The organism is Pseudooceanicola sediminis, assembly GCF_003575965.1.
GTDB lineage: Bacteria > Pseudomonadota > Alphaproteobacteria > Rhodobacterales > Rhodobacteraceae > Pseudooceanicola > Pseudooceanicola sediminis.
This window is the reverse complement of the sequence record NZ_QWJJ01000011.1, coordinates 35,320-52,445: the sequence shown is the minus strand read 5'-3', so window position 1 is coordinate 52,445 and position 17,126 is coordinate 35,320. Positions and strand designations below refer to the sequence as shown.

Annotated in this window: 14 protein-coding genes; 8 read left to right on the top strand and 6 right to left on the bottom strand. The window is 64.9% G+C overall.

Annotated features, from left to right (window positions below):
* The first annotated feature begins 21 nt into the window (after nucleotides 1–21).
* The 3 genes from DL237_RS13255 to DL237_RS13245 are packed head-to-tail and all read left to right on the top strand — an operon-like array spanning nucleotide 22 to nucleotide 3,433.
* Entirely contained in the window at nucleotides 22–981 is a 960-nt protein-coding gene (locus tag DL237_RS13255) for an ABC transporter permease (RefSeq protein ID WP_267897024.1), read from the top strand.
* On the top strand, nucleotides 978–1,793 hold the full coding sequence (locus DL237_RS13250; RefSeq protein ID WP_119399555.1) for an ABC transporter permease: 816 nt from the start codon (nucleotides 978–980) through the stop codon (nucleotides 1,791–1,793). The genes DL237_RS13255 and DL237_RS13250 overlap by 4 nt, the downstream gene beginning before the upstream one ends.
* Complete coding sequence (locus DL237_RS13245) at nucleotides 1,790–3,433, top strand: ABC transporter ATP-binding protein (protein ID WP_407691912.1); 1,644 nt, start codon at nucleotides 1,790–1,792, stop codon at nucleotides 3,431–3,433. The genes DL237_RS13250 and DL237_RS13245 overlap by 4 nt, the downstream gene beginning before the upstream one ends.
* Nucleotides 3,434–3,504: 71 nt before the next feature.
* Here DL237_RS13245 and DL237_RS13240 read toward each other — a convergent pair whose 3' ends face one another.
* Nucleotides 3,505–3,948 carry a winged helix-turn-helix transcriptional regulator gene (locus DL237_RS13240; protein WP_119399554.1) on the bottom strand — a complete coding sequence of 148 codons (444 nt, stop codon included), beginning with the start codon at nucleotides 3,946–3,948 and terminating at the stop codon, nucleotides 3,505–3,507.
* 397 nt (nucleotides 3,949–4,345) lie between these two features.
* On the opposite strand from DL237_RS13240, the gene DL237_RS13235 reads away from it, so the two are divergent.
* Together DL237_RS13235 and DL237_RS13230 are read left to right on the top strand one after the other, a co-directional pair.
* Nucleotides 4,346–5,683 carry an MATE family efflux transporter gene (locus DL237_RS13235; protein ID WP_233544994.1) on the top strand — a complete coding sequence of 446 codons (1,338 nt, stop codon included), beginning with the start codon at nucleotides 4,346–4,348 and terminating at the stop codon, nucleotides 5,681–5,683.
* Entirely contained in the window at nucleotides 5,680–6,126 is a 447-nt protein-coding gene (locus DL237_RS13230) for a MaoC family dehydratase (protein ID WP_119399553.1), read from the top strand. The genes DL237_RS13235 and DL237_RS13230 overlap by 4 nt, the downstream gene beginning before the upstream one ends.
* Before the next feature lie 305 nt (nucleotides 6,127–6,431).
* Here DL237_RS13230 and xylA read toward each other — a convergent pair whose 3' ends face one another.
* The 4 genes from xylA to xylF form a co-directional block, all read right to left on the bottom strand.
* A complete protein-coding gene (gene xylA / locus DL237_RS13225; protein WP_119399552.1) occupies nucleotides 6,432–7,733 on the bottom strand; it encodes a xylose isomerase in 1,302 nt (433 codons plus the stop codon).
* A gap of 97 nt (nucleotides 7,734–7,830) precedes the next feature.
* The gene (locus DL237_RS13220; RefSeq protein ID WP_119399551.1) at nucleotides 7,831–8,580 is read right to left on the bottom strand and encodes an ATP-binding cassette domain-containing protein; all 750 of its coding nucleotides are present in this window, start codon (nucleotides 8,578–8,580) and stop codon (nucleotides 7,831–7,833) included.
* Nucleotides 8,581–9,879, bottom strand: a complete 1,299-nt coding sequence (locus tag DL237_RS13215) for a sugar ABC transporter permease (protein ID WP_119399550.1) — start codon at nucleotides 9,877–9,879, stop codon at nucleotides 8,581–8,583.
* 158 nt (nucleotides 9,880–10,037) lie between these two features.
* Nucleotides 10,038–11,066 (bottom strand): D-xylose ABC transporter substrate-binding protein, encoded by a 1,029-nt coding sequence (gene xylF / locus DL237_RS13210; RefSeq protein WP_119399549.1) that lies wholly within the window; start codon nucleotides 11,064–11,066, stop codon nucleotides 10,038–10,040.
* 222 nt (nucleotides 11,067–11,288) lie between these two features.
* Between xylF and DL237_RS13205 the strand changes: the two genes are divergently transcribed.
* Nucleotides 11,289–12,569 (top strand): ROK family protein, encoded by a 1,281-nt coding sequence (locus DL237_RS13205; RefSeq protein WP_119399548.1) that lies wholly within the window; start codon nucleotides 11,289–11,291, stop codon nucleotides 12,567–12,569.
* Entirely contained in the window at nucleotides 12,569–14,032 is a 1,464-nt protein-coding gene (locus DL237_RS13200; RefSeq protein WP_407691915.1) for a CRTAC1 family protein, read from the top strand. The genes DL237_RS13205 and DL237_RS13200 overlap by 1 nt, the downstream gene beginning before the upstream one ends.
* On the opposite strand, the gene DL237_RS13195 is transcribed toward DL237_RS13200, so the two are convergent.
* Nucleotides 14,029–15,372, bottom strand: coding sequence for a cytochrome-c peroxidase (locus DL237_RS13195; RefSeq protein WP_119399547.1), 1,344 nt, complete (start codon nucleotides 15,370–15,372; stop codon nucleotides 14,029–14,031). The two genes, DL237_RS13200 and DL237_RS13195, sit on opposite strands and share 4 nt — an antisense overlap.
* Before the next feature lie 170 nt (nucleotides 15,373–15,542).
* Between DL237_RS13195 and DL237_RS13190 the strand changes: the two genes are divergently transcribed.
* Nucleotides 15,543–17,069, top strand: coding sequence for an ABC transporter substrate-binding protein (locus DL237_RS13190; RefSeq protein ID WP_119399546.1), 1,527 nt, complete (start codon nucleotides 15,543–15,545; stop codon nucleotides 17,067–17,069).
* Nucleotides 17,070–17,126 lie beyond the last annotated feature (57 nt).

Here is a 17,126-nt window from a genome sequence, read left to right as displayed (position 1 = left end):
GGGATCTTGATCACATCCATAATTGGACACCCAGTTGTCCGGCTCGTGGCCCATCGCATTGCGATGGGCCTCTTGCTCCTCTTCGCCGCGTCGCTGCTGATCTTCGTGGGAACGCAGATTCTGCCCGGTGATGTGGCCCAATCCATCCTGGGGCAATCCGCCACTCCACAGGCGCTGGCCAACCTGCGCGCCGAACTGGGGTTGAACGAACCCGCCGTCAGCCGCTATTTATCCTGGTTACTGGGGGCTTTGCATGGTGATCTTGGCACTGCGCTGACCAACGGTCAGGATATCGCCGATGCCATGGGTCGCCGCCTGGGCAACACCCTGTTCCTGGCGGGCTGTGCAGCAATCATCGCAGTACCGCTGGCATTAACCTTGGGTCTTGTGTCCGTCCGTTACCAGGGGCGTTGGCCTGACAAGCTGATTTCGGCAGTCACCCTCGCGTCGGTTTCGGTGCCCGAATTCCTGTTGGGCTATATCGTCATGTTCATCATGGCGGTGCGTCTGCGCGCCTTTCCATCAGTCTCGACCGTCTACGACAGCATGTCCCTGCTGGAACGGCTGAATGCCATTGCCCTGCCTGTCACCGTCCTGGTGCTGGTGGTTCTGGGGCACATGATGCGCATGACCCGCGCCGCAATCCTTAACGTGATGCAATCGGCCTATATCGAAACGGCCGAGCTGAAGGGTATGCGCCCGTTCCGCATCATCTGGCGCCACGCCCTGCCGAACGCGATTGCGCCGGTGGTCAATGTCGTGATGCTGAACCTCGCCTACCTGGTCGTCGGCGTGGTCGTGGTCGAGGTCGTCTTTGTCTATCCCGGAATGGGACAGTACCTGGTCGATCACGTCGCCAAGCGCGACGTGCCGGTGGTGCAGGCCTGTGGCCTTGTATTCGCTGCCGTCTACATCGGGCTGAACATGATCGCCGACCTTGTTTCCATCCTTGCCAACCCACGTCTGAGGCACCCTAAATGAGCCGTATTCCCCTCTCCGCCCTCATCGGGATAGTGGTGACCGCGGCCTATTTCCTGGCTGCGATCTTTGCCGATGTCATTTCGCCCTACGGATACGCCGAAGTCGTCGGCAATGTCTGGGATCCGATTTCCGCCGACCACTGGCTGGGCACGGATTCCATCGGGCGCGATCTGCTGAGCCGTATGATCTACGGTGGCCAGATCACGATCTTTGTTGCCGCCGCCGCCACTGTCCTGGCGTTTGCCACGGGTGCCTTCTTCGGGTTTCTGGCCGCTGTTTCAGGTGGTTGGGTCGATCAGACGCTGTCGCGCCTGGTGGATCTGTTGATGTCGATCCCGGCGCTTATCCTGGCATTGGTCATCCTGTCGGTTCTGCCCGTGTCGATCCCCGTGTTGATCGGGGTCATGGGCCTGATCGAATCCACACGGGTGTTCCGTCTGTCGCGCGCCGTTGCGGTGGACGTGGCCGTCATGGATTACGTCGAGGCGGCCCGACTGCGTGGCGAGGGCACGCTTTGGGTGATCTTTCGCGAGATCCTGCCAAACGCGCTGTCGCCATTGGTGGCCGAGGCGGGCCTGCGCTTTATCTTCATGGTCCTGTTCATCTCGACCTTGTCGTTCCTTGGCCTTGGCGTTCAACCGCCGCTGGCCGATTGGGGCGGCATCGTGAAGGAGAACAAGGAGGGCATCGTCTACGGCATCCCCGCAGCGCTGATCCCGGCAGTTGCCATCGCCACGCTGGCCATTTCGGTCAACCTCGTGGCGGATTGGGTGCTGAACCGCACCTCCAGCCTGAAAGGAGGCCGCGGATGAGCGAGATTGAAAACCCGGTGCTGGAGATCCGCGACCTCAAGATAGAGGCGACCAGCTATCCGCCCGGTGAAAAGCCCGTCGATGTGACCATTGTCGAAGGTGTCTCACTGACCCTGGCAAAGGGCAAGGTGATGGGGCTGATCGGTGAATCCGGTGCAGGCAAATCGACCATCGGGCTGTCATCGATGGCCTATGGCCGGGGTGGCGTGCGCATCACGGCGGGCGAGGTGCTGGTCAATGGCACCGACATCCTGAAAGGTGGGGCAGGCGCCTTGCGACGTCTGCGTGGCAAGACGGTGACCTATGTGTCGCAGTCTGCCGCCGCGTCGTTCAATCCCGCACGCAAGCTGATGGATCAGGTGATCGAGACGTCGCTGGCCATGGGCGTGGCGCGTGCAGAGGCCGAGGCCAGGGCGGTGGCCCTGTTCGAAAAACTGGGCCTGCCATCGCCAAAGACCATCGGCAACCGCTACCCTCACCAGGTGTCGGGCGGACAGTTGCAGCGGGTCATGACAGCCATGGCATTGTGCCCGCAACCTGAACTGGTGGTGTTTGACGAACCGACAACGGCGCTGGACGTGACCACGCAGATCGACGTTCTGGCCGCGATCAAGGAAGCGATCCGCGATACGGGCGTGGCCGCGCTCTACATCACGCACGACCTGGCGGTTGTGGCACAGGTGTCGGATGAGATCATGGTGCTGCGCCATGGCAACATGGTCGAACTGGGCACGGCCGAGCAGATCATCCATGACCCGCGCGAGGAGTATACGCGCGACCTCGTTTCCGTCCGGCAGGTCAATCACGCCGAAAAGCCCGCAGTGGGCGAGGCGGTGCTCAAGATCAACGATATTTCGGCGCGCTATAGCGGGCTGAAGTTCGATGTTCTCAAGCATGTTACCCTGGAACTGGCCGCCGGGCAGACGTTGGCCGTGGTTGGGGAAAGCGGGTCGGGCAAATCCACCCTGGCGCGCGTCATCACCGGCCTTTTGCCCCCGAATGCAGGGTCGATCGAGTTCTGCGGACGCACGCTGTCACCCGCTCTCAAGGGGCGGTCGAAAGAAGATCTGCGCGAATTGCAGATGATCTACCAGATGGCCGATACGGCGATGAACCCGCGTCAGACGGTGGCCGCTATCATCGGGCGTCCGCTGGAATTCTATTTCGGGCTGAAGGGCGCGGAAAAACGCAAGCGTGTGCAGGAACTGCTTGACGAGATCGAACTGGGCACCGGCTTTGCCGACCGCTATCCGGCAGAACTGTCGGGGGGGCAAAAGCAGCGTGTCTGCATCGCCCGCGCCCTGGCGGCCAAACCCAAGCTGATCATATGCGACGAGGTGACCTCGGCGCTGGACCCGCTGGTCGCGGATGGCATCCTCAAGCTGTTGCTGAACCTGCAGAAGGAGGAAGGCGTCGCCTATCTCTTCATCACGCACGACCTTGCCACGGTAAAAGCCATCGCTGACAAGATCGCCGTGATGTATCGCGGTGCCGTCGTTCGCGATGGCAACCGTGACGAGGTTCTGTCACCGCCCTTTGACGATTATACCGATCTGTTGCTGTCTTCGGTGCCCGAGATGCGGTTGGGATGGCTGGAAGAAGTCATCGCGCATCGCAAGATGGAAGCAGGGGGCGAGTAGCCGCGCCGACATCCGCAAGACGTACAAAAAGGGCCGCCCGGTGGGTGGCCCTTTCCCGTTCGCAGCGCAGCCTATTCGGCCAGTTTCGCCGTGACGCTGAGGTGGGTGATCGGCGCGCCGGTCTCTTCGTCGACAAGTCGGGGGCGGATCGGGCGTTCGGTGTCGCGCGACAGCAGCGTGATCATCGGCGTGGCCTCTGTCGGTACGTTCTGATTTGCCCAGTCGATCAGGGTGACGAGGATCGGGTGCAATGCCTTGCCCTTTTCTGTCAGGCGATATTCGTGGCGCAGTGGACGGTCCTGGTAGGCATCGCGGCGCAAGACACCATCCGCCTCGAGCTTGCGCAGACGGTCTGCCAGGACGTGCCGAGTGATGCCCAGGCGGGCCTGCATCTGGTCGAAACGGCGCACCCCCAGAAAGCATTCGCGGATCACCAGCATTGTCCAGCGGTCCCCGATCACGGACAAGCCGCGGGCCACGGGGCAGGATTCGGTATGTAGCTCGGTCCATTTCATAGGCCCAGCATATCGCAGATTGACAGGTTCCGAAAGAGAACTTACCCCTAGTGCATTCCATAAGGGAACTTACTGTCCCGGGACCACATCAGCAGGGAGTAAGGGCATATGTTCGGGGAAAGGTCAGGCGCAGGCAGCGTGGGTGCGCTCTGTCCGGATCGCGCGAATTTTGCGACAAAAGTGTACGATAAGTATCTGAATGTGTGCGATAAAAAAAGCTTTCTGAGCCACGGATGCGGTGCTCTGCCGATGGACGCAGTGCGTATTGCAACAGGCCGAGGTGGTGGGCGTGGTTGAGGTGGCACCCTCGCCGAGCAATAGGCAGGGCGTGGTGGGCGCGGGCCGCGATACGGGCAGCTTGACCCCTGATGCACGGGCCTTGCGGCGGGATCTGTTGTTGAGCGGCCCGATCGGGGGCACCTTGCTGCGACTGGCCGCGCCCAACGTCATCGCCATGTTCGTGCAGGCGGCCCAAAGCATTGCCGAGGCTTATTTTGCCAGTCTTCTGGGGGTATCGGCGCTGGCGGGGCTGGCATTGGTGTTTCCACTGGTCATGTTGTCGCAAATGCTGTCGGCGGGGTCCATTGGCGGTGCCATCTCCTCGGCCGTGGCGCGCGCCCTGGGCGCGGAGGATGCTGAAAGGGCCGGTGGTCTGGCCTTGGCGGCGTGGATCATCGCGATAGCTGTCGCGGTGTGTTCCGCTGTCGCAATGCATTTCCTGGGGCCGCGGATCTTTGCGGCGCTTGGAGGGACGGGCGATAGCGTCGTCGCGGCTGTGACCTATGCGAGTGTTTTCTTTCCGGGGTGCATCTGTCTGTGGCTGTGCCATTCGACGTTGAGCGTGATCCGGGGCACGGGGGATATGCGGGTCCCGTCGTTGCTGTTGCTGCTGGTGTCGACAGGGTCGATACCGCTGTCGGGGGCACTGGCCCTGGGCTGGGGGCCGTTTCCGGCGCTTGGGATGGCGGGGCTGCCGGCCGGGTTGCTGACGGCCTATGCCATTGGTGCGATTGCCGGAATCGGCTTTGTCGTGACGGGGCGTTCTGGGCTGGTGTTGCGCGGGGCCTGGACACGGCTGAGCGCGGACCTGTTTCTGGACATCCTGAAGGTGGGGGCGCTGGCATCTGTCAACGGCGTGCTGACCGTGCTGACAATCGTGCTGATGGTCGGAATGGTCGGGCGTTACGGAGAGGCGGCGCTGGCGGGCTATGGTCTTGGCGCGCGGCTGGAATTCCTGATGATCCCGGTGGTGTTCGGGATCGGGGCGGCGATGACGGCGATGGTCGGCATCAATATCGGGGCGGGGCAGGTGGCGCGGGCACGACGGATTGCCTGGACCGGGGCCTGTGCTGCCGCGGCCATCGTCGGCGGCATCGGCATCGTTCTGGCGGTCGTGCCGGACCTGTGGCTGGGCATCTTTCTGGCGGCGGACGACAGTGCAACGCTGGCTGTGGGGCGCGCATATTTTCGAACTGTAGCACCCCTTTACGCCTTTTTCGGCTTTGGGCTGGCGCTGTATTTTGCCTGTCAGGGGGCGGGGCGCATGCTGTGGCCGGTGGTGGGCAGCGTGTCGCGGATCGTGCTGGCGGTCGGCGGGGCGGCCCTGCTTTCCGCGACGGCGGGTTTCGGGGTGCGGGGCGTCTTCATCGCCATCGCCACGGGGATGCTGGGCTATGGGCTGATCACCGGGCTGGCCGTGTGGCGCAGCACCTGGGAGCGGAGGACACCATCATGACCGATCTGTACCTGGAGGACATGGCCGCGGGCCAGACCTATGCCTCGTCCGGGCGGGTGAAGGTGACGCAGGATGCCATCGTGGCCTTCGCGGAAACCTTTGATCCGCAGCCGTTTCATACCGATGCGGTCGCCGCGAAAGAGACTTTTTTCCAAGGGCTTGCGGCAAGCGGATGGCATACGGCCGCGCTGACCATGCAGTTGACGGTGGCCAGTGATTTCCGACCCGCGGGCGGTATCATCGGGGCCGGTTTCGACGAGCTGCGGTGGCCGAGGCCGGTGCGCCCGGGCGACGAACTGCACCTTGAAATGGAGATCCTGGAGGTGCGGGAACTGCGGACGCGGCCTGGCCTGGGCATGATCAAGGTGCGGACGGTGACGCTCAATCAGAACGACGATCCGGTGCAGATCTCGGTCGGCAACCTGACGGTATTGCGCCGATGATCTGCCGGTCCGGAGACCGGGAAAACACCCTCGAAGCGCCGAAATACAACGTCGGTGCCTGCGTCGGTATTTGGGCGGTATCCGGGCGGTGCTGACACCGTGCGGGCAGGGGCAGGGGATGGAGGTCGGCGGCGGAGGTACGTGCCGATAACCCCCGCCTCGATGCGTTGAAATGCAACGTCGGTGCCTGCGTCGGTATTTGGGCGGTATCCGGGCGGTGCTGAAACCGCGCGGGCAGGGGCGGTGAGGGTCGCCTGATCGGGGGCCCCGGCGCGGCCAAAATGGCCTGCGCCGGGGCGGCGCGATCAGAGGTAGCGGTTCACCAGGTTTTCGAGGCGTTCCTGCCGACCCGAGCGGGGCTGCGGATTGATGCCTTCGGCGCTGACGCGGTCGGCAATGCTGGCGAGGTCGCTGGAGAGCATCGCCTTGGCCGCGTCGCTGTCCCATCCGGCATAGCGGGCATCGCGGGCGGCCTCCAGCTTGCCATCTTCCAGCATCGCGGCGGCGGCTTTCAGACCGGCGGCGCAGGCATCCATGCCGCCGACATGGGCAAGGATCAGATCCTCGGGGTCGAGGGACTGGCGCCGCAGCTTGGCGTCGAAGTTGGTGCCGCCGGTGGTGAAGCCGCCAGCGCGCAGCACCTCGTAATAGGCCAGTGCCATTTCGGGCACGTTGTTGGGGAACTGGTCGGTGTCCCAGCCGGACTGGTAGTCGTTGCGGTTCATGTCGATCGAGCCGAAGATGCCGAGGCTGCGCGCCATGGCGAGTTCGTGTTCGAAGGAATGACCGGCAAGGATGGCGTGGCCCTGTTCGACGTTCACCTTCACCTCACCCTCAAGCCCGAATTCCTTGAGGAAGCCATAGACGGTGGCGACGTCGTAGTCGTACTGGTGCTTGGTCGGTTCCTGCGGCTTTGGTTCGATCAGGATGGCGCCGTCAAAGCCGATCTTGTGCTTGTAGTCGACGACCATTTGCAGGAAGCGCCCGGCGTGGGCGCGTTCGCGGCCCATGTCGGTGTTCAACAGCGTCTCGTAGCCTTCGCGCCCGCCCCAGAGGACGTAGTTTTCGCCGCCCAGTTGCATGGTCGCGTCCATGCAGGTTTTCACCGTCGCGGCGGAGAAGGCAAAGACATCGGGGTCGGGGTTGGTGGCGGCACCGGCCATGAAGCGGCGGTTGGAAAACAGGTTGGCGGTGCCCCAGAGCAGTTTCACGCCGGTCGCGGCTTGCTTCTCCTCAAAATAATCGACGATTTCGCGCAGGGCGCGGGTGTTTTCATCAAAGCTGTTGCCCTCGGGGCGGACATCGACGTCGTGAAAGCAGTAGTAGGGTACGCCGAGGATCTGGAACATCTCGAACGCCACGTCGGCCTTGAGGCGGGCAAGCTCCATGGTGTCGCCGAACCAGGGGCGCTCAAACGTCTGCCCGCCGAAGGGGTCACCGCCGGGCCAGGCAAAGCTGTGCCAATAGGCGGCGGCAAAGCGCAGGTGATCCTTGAGCGATTTGCCCATGACCATTTCATCGGGGTTATAGTGGCGGAAGGCGAAATCGTTGTCGCTGTCGGGGCCTTCGTAGGTGATGGCCGGGATGTCCTTGAAAAAATCGCTCATGTCGTGTCCTTGAAACAGATCGGGGAGGCGGGTCTGGAATGGGCGCGCGAGCAAGGGCCGGGCGCGCGCCCGGGGTGTCATGTGCGGGGGGCGCCGGTCAGGCGGCGGCTTTGGGGTTCTTGCCCATGATGATCATCGACAGGATGTCATCCTCGGTCACGTCCTCGACCCGTTCGGTGCCGACGACCTGACCGTTCTTCATCACGGATACACGGTCGCACAGCTCCATCATCTCTCGGGTGTCGTGGCTGATCAGGAAGATGCCGAGGCCCTGTTTCTTGAGCTCGGTGATGAGGTCCGCGACCATCTTGGTTTCGTGCACGCCGAGGGCGGCGGTCGGTTCATCCATGATCAGCACGCGGGCCTTGAAGTAGACCGCGCGGGCAATGGCGACCGATTGCCGCTGGCCGCCGGAAAGGGCCGAGACGGGTTCCTTCAGTTTCTTGAAGTTGGGGTTGAGGCGCGCCATGATCTTGCGCGTCTCGGCCTCCTGCCTGGAATCGTTGACGAAGCCCAGCGGGGTGGTCAGTTCGCGCCCCAGGAACAGGTTCGAGGCGGCATCGAGGTTATCGGCCAGCGCAAGGGTCTGGTAGATGGTTTCGATGCTGTTGTTGCGGGCGTCGCGGGGCGAGGTGATCTCGGTCTTCTTGCCGTTGATCCAGATCTCGCCCGAGTCGGCCTTGTAGGCGCCGGACAGGATCTTGATCAGGGTGGATTTGCCGGCGCCGTTGTGGCCCAGCAGGCCGACGACTTCGCCCGGATAGAGGTCGATGCTGACGTCGTCGACCGCGCGCACGCCGCCGAAGGACAGCGAGATATTCTTCATCTGGACAAGGGGGGTGGTCATTTACTTGGCTCCCGTGCGCTTGCGGTATTCGATGTCGACCCAGACGGCAAAGACGAGGACGGCACCGACGACGATGTTCTGGTAGGGGGCGTCGACGCCGACCATGGCCATGCCAGATTGCAGCGACTGCATGATCAGCGCGCCGAAGATGGCACCGTAGATGGTGCCGAGACCGCCGGAGAGCGCGGTGCCCCCGATGACGGCGGCGGCAATGACGCGCAGTTCGTCAAGCGTGCCGATGTCGTTGGTGTGATAGCCGAGGCGGGCCGAGGCGACGACGCCGCCGAGGGCGCAGAGCACGCCGACGATGGCGAAGATCTTGACCGTCAGCAGGCGGGTGTTGATGCCCGACAGGCTGGCCGCGTCGGGGTTGCCGCCGGTGGCGAAGATGTAGCGGCCGAGGCGGGTGCGGGTGGCGATCACGGTCATGACGATGGCGACCGCGATCAGCAGCAGCACCGAATAGGGGATGCCGTAGGCGACGTTGCAGTTTTCAGCGGTGTCGCAGCCATAGGCGGCGAAGTCCCGGGCCACCACGCGCGAGGGCAGTTCGTAGGCGTTCAGCACCGCGACAAAGCCGAGGATGGCGCCGATGGTCAGGGCGATGACGATGGCTTCGGCCCAGAGCGGCTTGACCGGGAAGTCATGCGCCACGCGGGAGCGGCGGGCGCTGTAGATGCCGGCGGCGGCGGCGAGGGCGGCAATGCCCCCCGCGATCCAGCTGAGCCCCCACCCGAGGGTGCCGGTGATGCCGCCGAACAGGATGTAGGTGTCGTCGAGCGGGCCGATCGTCTGACCGTCGGTCAGGTACCAGGCGACGTTGCGCCAGACGAGCAGACCGCCGAGCGTCACGATGAAAGCGGGGATGCCGCGATAGCCGATCAGCCAGCCCTGCGCCGCACCGATCACGGCGCCGGTGATCAGGCCGAGGCCGATGGTGATCCATGGGATCAGGGGCGAGCCGATCTCGAGCCCGAGGACGCCGGGCAGCCAGCGGGTCTGCATCATGCCCATGACGGCGGTGCAGGTGGCCAGCAGCGCCCCGACCGACAGGTCGATGTGGCGGGTGACGATGACAAAGACCATGCCGGTCGCCATGATGGCGACGCTGACGGTCTGGATCGTCAGGTTGAAGATGTTGCGCGGCGTCAGGAAACGCCCGTCGGTCCAGACGTTGAAGACCAGGCAGACAACCAGGAATGCCCCGATCATGCCCAGCAGGCGGGTGTCGAGTTCAAGTTGCTTGAGGAGGTTTCGCTTGGCGGCGGGGGCCGGGGTGGATTGCGTCTGATCAGACATTCGGGCTCCTAGTGGGACAGCGGCGCGGGGCGCCGGGCGTGCCGGAGAGGGCGGAGGCCACGGAGATCCCCCGACAAGGGGGCTGCGACGGGGCCAGCGTGAAAGGGGTGGGGGTCGGCCTGCCCGTGGCGGGGCAGGCCGGGTAGATCATCGGATGATCAGTTGCAGGGGGCCGGTCCGGCCTCGACGCCCTGGCAGAGCGCGTCCTTGGTGATCCAGCCCGCGTCGACCACAACCGACAGGTTGTCCTTGGTGATCGGCACCGGGGTCAGGAACTTGGCCGTCATTTCGGTGCCTGCGGGCGAGGTCCAGGTCTGGCCGCCCTCGACGGCGGTCATGTCGTCGCCGTTTCCGGCCAGTTCGACCGCGATTTCAGCCGCAGCGGTGCCGAGGTCACGGGCGTCTTTCCAGACAGAGACGGTCTGCGTGCCCAGTGCGACGCGGTTCAGGGCGGCATGGTCGCCATCCTGGCCCGAAACGGGGATCCCTTCCATGCCTTGCGCGGTCAGTGCCGCGACAACGCCGCCGGCGGTCCCGTCATTGGAGGCGACGACGGCATCGACCTTGTTGTCGTTGGCGGTCAGGATCTGTTCCATGTTGCGCTGCGCGTTGGCAGGCAGCCAGCCGTCGGTATAGGCCTCGTCGACGATGGTGATCGCGCCGCTGTCGATGGCCGATTGCAGGACTTCCTGCTGGCCGCCGCGCAGGAAGTCGGCGTTGGGATCGGTGGGCGAACCCTTGATCATGACGTAGTTGCCGGTCGGCTGTGCCTCGAGCACGGCGCGGGCCTGCATCCGGCCCACCTCGACGTTGTCGAAGGTCAGGTAGAAGGCGCGCTTGTCCTCGATCAGGCGGTCATAGGCGATCACGGGGATGCCTTCGTTGGCGGCGGCGTCAACGGCGGGGCCGATGGCGGCGGTGTCCTGCGCCAGAATGATCAGCGCGTCGACCCCTTGCGAAATCAGGCTCTCCACGTCGGACAATTGCTTGGCCGAGGACGATTGCGCATCGGCGGAGACATAGGTCGCGCCGGCGGCCTCAAGGGCTTTCTTGATGGCGGCTTCGTCGGTTTTCCAGCGCTCCTCCTGGAAGTTCGACCAGCTGACGCCGACAGTCATGTCCTGGGCGAGTGCGGCCGAATTGAAGCCAGCAACGGCGATGACCGCTGCGAGAATGGATTTATGCATGTTTTCCTCCCGAAAAGTCCCCCCGCCACTGGCGAGAGTCCCGAACCGTTGGTCCGGTGGCGGCAGGATGACATATTTAATTCATCTGTCAAAATAAAACTTATTGCTTTTCGCCTTCTTTTCCACATTCTGACAAGCGAGATGCCTGATAATGTCGAATATACCCGTGCGGAGGGGTCTCTATCCCTTCGCAGGTGCAGCAATAAGTTTAGAGTCTGAATAATGTATGTGAGTGATGCCAGCCCAGAGCCCCCCCTGGCGCCGACGGAGCAGGCCCCGACCGGATGCGGACCGATTCTGTCGGTCAGCGGACATGCCGCCAAGAACCTGCGCCAGCAGATCTTTGAGGCGGTGCGGGCCGCCGGGCGCACGACACGGGCCGATGTGACGCGCAGCCTGGGAATCAGCGCCGGATCGGCGACGACGCTGAGTGCCGAGCTGATTGCCGCCGGGTTCCTGCGCGAGGTCGAGGGGCTGGCGCGCGAGGCGGGGCGGGGCCGCCCGCCCGTGGCGCTGGAGGTGGTGCCGGATGCGCGGCTGGTGATCGGGCTGAAGCTGTCGGACCAGGTGCATACTGCCGTGCTGACGGATTTCGCGGGCACCGTTCTGGCCAATGCGTCGCAGCCGACACCGCCGACGCGCAAGAGCCTGGAGGATATCCTGGCGGAGGTCGAAACGCTGGTCGCCGCGTTGTTGGCGCAGGCCGGGTGCGGGGTCGCCGCGATCAGCGCCATGGGCGTCGGGCTGCCGGGGCTGGTCGATCACCCGGCCGGGCATGTGGTCTGGTCGCCGCTGCTGCGGCTGCGCGATCTGCCGCTGGCAGAGGCGTTGCAGGATCGGTTCGGCCTGCCGGTGCAGATCGACAACGACGCCAACATGCTGACGCTGGCCGAGCTGTGGTTCGGGGCCGGGCGGGCGCGATCGGATTTCGCGGTGGTCACGATCGAGGAAGGCGTCGGCATGGGCGTGGTGCTGAACCACCAGCTTTTCCGCGGGTCGCGCGGGGTCGGGCTGGAGCTGGGGCATACCAAGGTGCATCTGGATGGCGCCCTGTGCCGCTGTGGGCAGCGCGGCTGTCTGGAGGCCTATGTGGCGGATTATGCGCTGGCGCGCGAGGCGGCGACGGCGCTGGATCGCAGCGCGCACAATCGCCAGAGCGCCCATGCGCTGCTGGAGACGCTGTTTGCCGAGGCCAAGGCGGGCAACGAGTCGGCCCGCACGATCTTTAGCCGGGCGGCGCGTTATCTGTCGCTGGGGCTGGCCAACGTGGTGCAGTTGTTCGACCCGGAGCTGATCATCCTGTCGGGCGAGCGGATGCAGTACGATTACCTCTATGCCGATGAAATGATGGCGGAAATGCGGGCGCTGACCGTGGGTGGGGGCCGGGTGCCCTGCGCCGTCGAGCTGCATGCCTGGGGGGACATGGTCTGGGCGCGCGGGGCATCGGCGCTGGCGCTGAGCGCCGTGACGGATTCGGTTCTGGGCGAGAGGTGGGCGGCATGATGCGGTGGGCGGTGGTTCTGGCGATGCTGGCAAGCGGGGCGCAGGCCGGCCCGGTGTTCGAGGACCGGTCCGACGCCTTGCCGCGGCATGTATACGGTGGCGGATGGGAACATTTCGTCGGCGGGGGCGTGGCGGTGTTCGATTGCGATGGCGATGCGCGGCCCGATATTTTCGCCGCCGGGGGCGAGAACGCGGCGCTGCTGCTGCGCAACGGGGGGGATTTCACGTTTCGGCAGGTGGCGGTGCCTGAGCTGCGCGGCGCCACCGGGGCCTATCCGCTGGACATCGACGCCGACGGATGGATGGATCTGTATGTGATGCGGGTCGGGCCGGACGTGGTCTTGCGCGGTCAGCCCGCCTGCGGTTTCGTCGATGCGACACAGGCGTTCGGCCTGCCCGAAAGCGATCAGTGGAGCACGGCCTTTGCCGCCTGGTGGACCGATGACCGCCGGCCGCAGATGGCCGTGGGGCACTATGTCGACCGCGGCAATCCCGACGGGCCGTTCGAGGCCTGTGACACCAATACGCGGCTGGTCCCCGATGCGCAGGGATACCGGGCCGAGGTGCTGGCACCGGGGTTTTGCAGCCTGTCGATGCTGGCGGCGCGGGATGCGCGCGGGCGGCTGGGCCTGCGGATTTCCAATGACCGTCACTACTATGTCAAGGGCGGCTACGAGCAGATGTGGGACATCGGAGAGGGGCGGTTCCTGGATGCACAGGACGGGTTCGCCAAGGTCTCGCTCTGGGGGATGGGGATTGCCAGCCGGGACCTGACAGGCGACGGGCGGGCCGAGGTGATGATGACCTCGATGGGGGATCAACTGCTGCAACTGGCGCAGGCGGACGGAACATACGCCAACGCACCTTACGCCATCGGCACCTATGCGACGCGCCCGCATGTGGGCGGTGACGGGCGGCCATCGACCGGGTGGCACGCGCAGTTCGCGGATGTCGACAACGACGGGCGCGCGGATCTGTTCATTGCCAAGGGCAACGTCGATCAGATGCCGGGCATGGCGATCCATGACCCGAACAACCTGTTGATGCAGCAGGCGGATGGCAGCTTTGTCGAGGCGGCGGCAGATGCGGGCGTGGCGACGGCAGAACGGTCGCGCGGCGCGGCGCTGGCGGATTTCGACGGCGACGGGCGGCTGGACCTGCTGGTGGTGAACCGCCGTGCGCCGCTGGAGCTGTATCGCAACGTGACCGAAGGCACCGGGCATTGGCTGGAGGTGTCGCTGCAACAGCCGGGCGGCAACCGCAATGCCGTGGGCGCGCGGGTGCGCGTCAATGGGCAGGAACAGGAGGTGAGCGTCGGCGGCGGCCATGCCAGCGGGCAGGCGACGCCGCTGCATTTCGGGCTGGGGGCGGCCGAGACGGCGCAGGTCACGGTGATCTGGCCGGATGGCAGCCGCAGCGAGGCGCACCCCGCCGTCGACCGCATCGTGACGCTGCGGCGCTAATGCGCCACGGGCAGGCCGCTCGGCACTGTGTCGGGAACGCCGAGCCCCCGGGTCAGCGCCTGTGGGTCGGTCAGAGTATCGAGGAAGGCCCTGAGGTTGGCGATATCTTCGGCCCCGAGGTCGGTGCGCCATGTCGCCATGGAGGCGATGGCGGCAACATCTGCCGGGCTGGCCATGGTGGCGGCATCGTCATAGGGCAGGGCGGGCAGGACCGCCTGGGTGATGTCGTAGCGGGCGAGGCCTGCGACAGGGTCGGCATGGTCCGCGATGAACTGGCCCAGATCGGCATGCGCCCCCGCATGGCCATAGGGCGCGGTCAGCGCCACGTTGCGCAGCGATGGCGTGCGAAAGGCATAGAGGTCGGCGGGGTCGCCGGTGACGCGAAAGCGGCCTTCGTCGCGGGTGTTGAATTCGAACTTGGCGGCCTTGCCCGGGCCGATCTGCGGCGCGCCCATGGCGTGAAAATCGTGGTCGGTCAGAAACGGACCGGAATGGCAGCTGTCGCAACCCGCGGGGCCATAGAACAGCTCCATCCCGGCGCGGGCCGCGTCGGGCAGCGGCGTGCCGTCGCGCAGATAGGCATCGAAGGGTGCTGTATCCGAGCGCCATTCCGCCGCCATGAAGACCGCGATGGCGTTGGAGATATCGGTGAAGGCGATGTCGTCGGGGCTTTTGATGGCGGGATAGACGGCCATGAAACCCTCGGCATAGGCCGGAATGGCGGCGACGCGGCGCGCGATCAGATCCCATGCGCCGCCGGGGCCGGTGATCAGCCCCTGACGGGCGGCGCGGGCAACGTCGTTTTCCTGCACATGGCCCGCCATTTCATCGGCGCTGAGCACCGGGAACATGGTTTGCGCGGAGAGCAGAGAGGCGAAGCCCGTGACCATGTCGTCGTCCAGCGGGGTGCGGAACCCGCCGGGGCGGGTGGGGTCGGCCTCGATCCGGCCATCGTCGAACAGGCGGGTGAATTCATGCGCGCCGAGGTTGAACAGCGCAGGCGCATTGCGGGGCACGCGGGCCTCGGGCGGGTTGTCGGGATCGGCGCGGCGGTCGGGGCCGAGGCCGATGCCGCCATCGCCCAGCGACAGCGACAGGCCATCGCCCGTGCCAAAGCGCGGATGGTGGCAGGTGGCGCAGGACACCTCCTTGTTGCCGGACAGGATCGGATCGTAGAACAGGAGCTGCCCGAGGGCGGCCTCGTCCGCGCGCACGGGGGCATAGCTGTCGTCGGTGACGGGCGCGGGCAGGGGACCGGCGATGGCGGTGCCGGTGGTCGCGAGGACGGCACTGGCGGCGAGGGCCAGATAAACCCCGGACGTGATGCGACTGTGGTGCATTGGCTCTCCCCCTCCTCTGCCCGAGGTGGAGGATGGCAAATTGCCCGGCGTTCGGCAATGGTCGTGAGGGGGATGTAACGCTTGCGGAATGTGCAACGATGGCTGCATTAATTGCAATTTACGCACTTCTTGGCGCGGACTATCGTTTGCCATACTCGGGAGGAGTAGACATGAAACATATGACGACGCGGGTGCTGGCACCTGCATTTCTGGCCGCGACGCTGTTCGCCGCCCCCGCCATGGCGGACAAGGCCGACGACACGATGCGCGTCGCGATGGCCGAAGAAATCCTGAACCTGGATTACAATTACACCACCAAGCGCGAATACATCATCCTTGCGCAAATGACGGATACGACGCTGTTCGATCTGGATCCGCGCACGCAGGAGTACAAGCCGGCGGTGGCGACGGGGTATGCGTTCGTCGACGACAAGACGTTGGATATCACCCTGCGCGACGACGTGAAATTTCACGACGGCAGCGTGCTGAGCGCCGAGGACGTCGCCTATACCTACAACTGGATCATCCGCGAGGACAGCGAATCCAACGCTTCGGGGACCATCGGGCGCTGGCTGGACAACGCCGAGGTGACGGGGCCGAACACGGTGCGCTTTCACCTGAAATCGGTCTATCCGCTGGTGCTGCGCGACATGGCGCAACGGATCATGCTGCGCAAGGCCGGCACCTACGACGAGGGCGGCACGGTCGACCGTGACGCCATGGCGCAGGAGCTGATCGGCACCGGCCCCTACAAGGTGAAATCCTTTGAGCCGGGGCAGGAACTGGTGCTGGAACGCTTTGACGATTATTTCGGAGAGGCCCCCGCGATCCAGACCATCGTGGTGCGCAACCTGCCCGATATCGGCACCCAGCAGGCCGAGCTGATGTCCGGCGGGATCGACTGGATGTTCAAGGTGCCGCTGGACCTGGCCGAGAGTCTGGGCGCGACGCCGATGGCCAGCCATCTGAGCGGGCCGGACCTGCGTGTCGCCTTCGTCGTGCTGGATGCGGCGGGCTATACGGATGCGGATGGACCGCTGACCAAGGTGAAGGTGCGTCAGGCAATCAATCATGCCCTGAACAAGGCCGACATGGCCAAGTTCCTGATCGGCGGGTCGGCCGAGCCGATCCATACCGCCTGCCATCCGGCGCAGTTTGGCTGCGATCAGAGCGTGCAGGATTATCCCTATGACCCCGAGGCGGCAAAGGCGCTGCTGGCCGAGGCGGGTTATCCCGACGGGTTCGAGCTGGAGCTGTGGGCCTATCGTGACAAGGCCGTGGCCGAGGCGGTTTCGGCGGATCTGAGCGCCGTCGGCATCAAGGTGAACCTGCGCTACGTCAAGCTGGAGTCGCTGAACCAGGCGCGCGCGTCGCAGGACATTCCGGCCTATATCGGCACCTGGGGATCGGGTGGCACGGCAGACACCGCCGCCATTGCACGCATCCATTTCTCGATGGACACCGACCGCAACCTGTCGGGCGATCAGGCGCTGGCGGACGAGGTGCTGGCCGCCGAGCAGACCAACGATCAGGACGAACGCGCCGAGATCTATTCAAGCGCACTGTCGACCATTGCGGATCAGGCCTATTGGGCGCCGCTGTTCACCTATTCGGCGAACTACCTGGTGTCGCCGGAGCTTGAGTTTCCGCTGGACCCGGATGGTCTGCCGCGTTTGCAGAACGCCAGCTGGAAGTAACAGCGCGTCGGTCGGGGCGGATCCGAAGGGTCCGCCCCATTCTTCAAAGGACACACC

Bases quoted from the DNA above. Each gene is read 5' to 3' on its own strand.
- DL237_RS13250 (WP_119399555.1), top strand. From the start codon at position 978: ATGAGCCGTATTCCCCTCTCCGCCCTCATCGGGATAGTGGTGACCGCG.
- DL237_RS13245 (WP_407691912.1), top strand. From the start codon at position 1,790: ATGAGCGAGATTGAAAACCCGGTGCTGGAGATCCGCGACCTCAAGATA.
- DL237_RS13240 (WP_119399554.1), bottom strand. From the start codon at position 3,948: ATGAAATGGACCGAGCTACATACCGAATCCTGCCCCGTGGCCCGCGGC.
- DL237_RS13230 (WP_119399553.1), top strand. From the start codon at position 5,680: ATGACCGATCTGTACCTGGAGGACATGGCCGCGGGCCAGACCTATGCC.
- xylA (WP_119399552.1), bottom strand. From the start codon at position 7,733: ATGAGCGATTTTTTCAAGGACATCCCGGCCATCACCTACGAAGGCCCC.
- DL237_RS13220 (WP_119399551.1), bottom strand. From the start codon at position 8,580: ATGACCACCCCCCTTGTCCAGATGAAGAATATCTCGCTGTCCTTCGGC.
- DL237_RS13215 (WP_119399550.1), bottom strand. From the start codon at position 9,879: ATGTCTGATCAGACGCAATCCACCCCGGCCCCCGCCGCCAAGCGAAAC.
- xylF (WP_119399549.1), bottom strand. From the start codon at position 11,066: ATGCATAAATCCATTCTCGCAGCGGTCATCGCCGTTGCTGGCTTCAAT.
- DL237_RS13205 (WP_119399548.1), top strand. From the start codon at position 11,289: ATGTATGTGAGTGATGCCAGCCCAGAGCCCCCCCTGGCGCCGACGGAG.
- DL237_RS13200 (WP_407691915.1), top strand. From the start codon at position 12,569: ATGCGGTGGGCGGTGGTTCTGGCGATGCTGGCAAGCGGGGCGCAGGCC.
- DL237_RS13195 (WP_119399547.1), bottom strand. From the start codon at position 15,372: ATGCACCACAGTCGCATCACGTCCGGGGTTTATCTGGCCCTCGCCGCC.
- DL237_RS13190 (WP_119399546.1), top strand. From the start codon at position 15,543: ATGAAACATATGACGACGCGGGTGCTGGCACCTGCATTTCTGGCCGCG.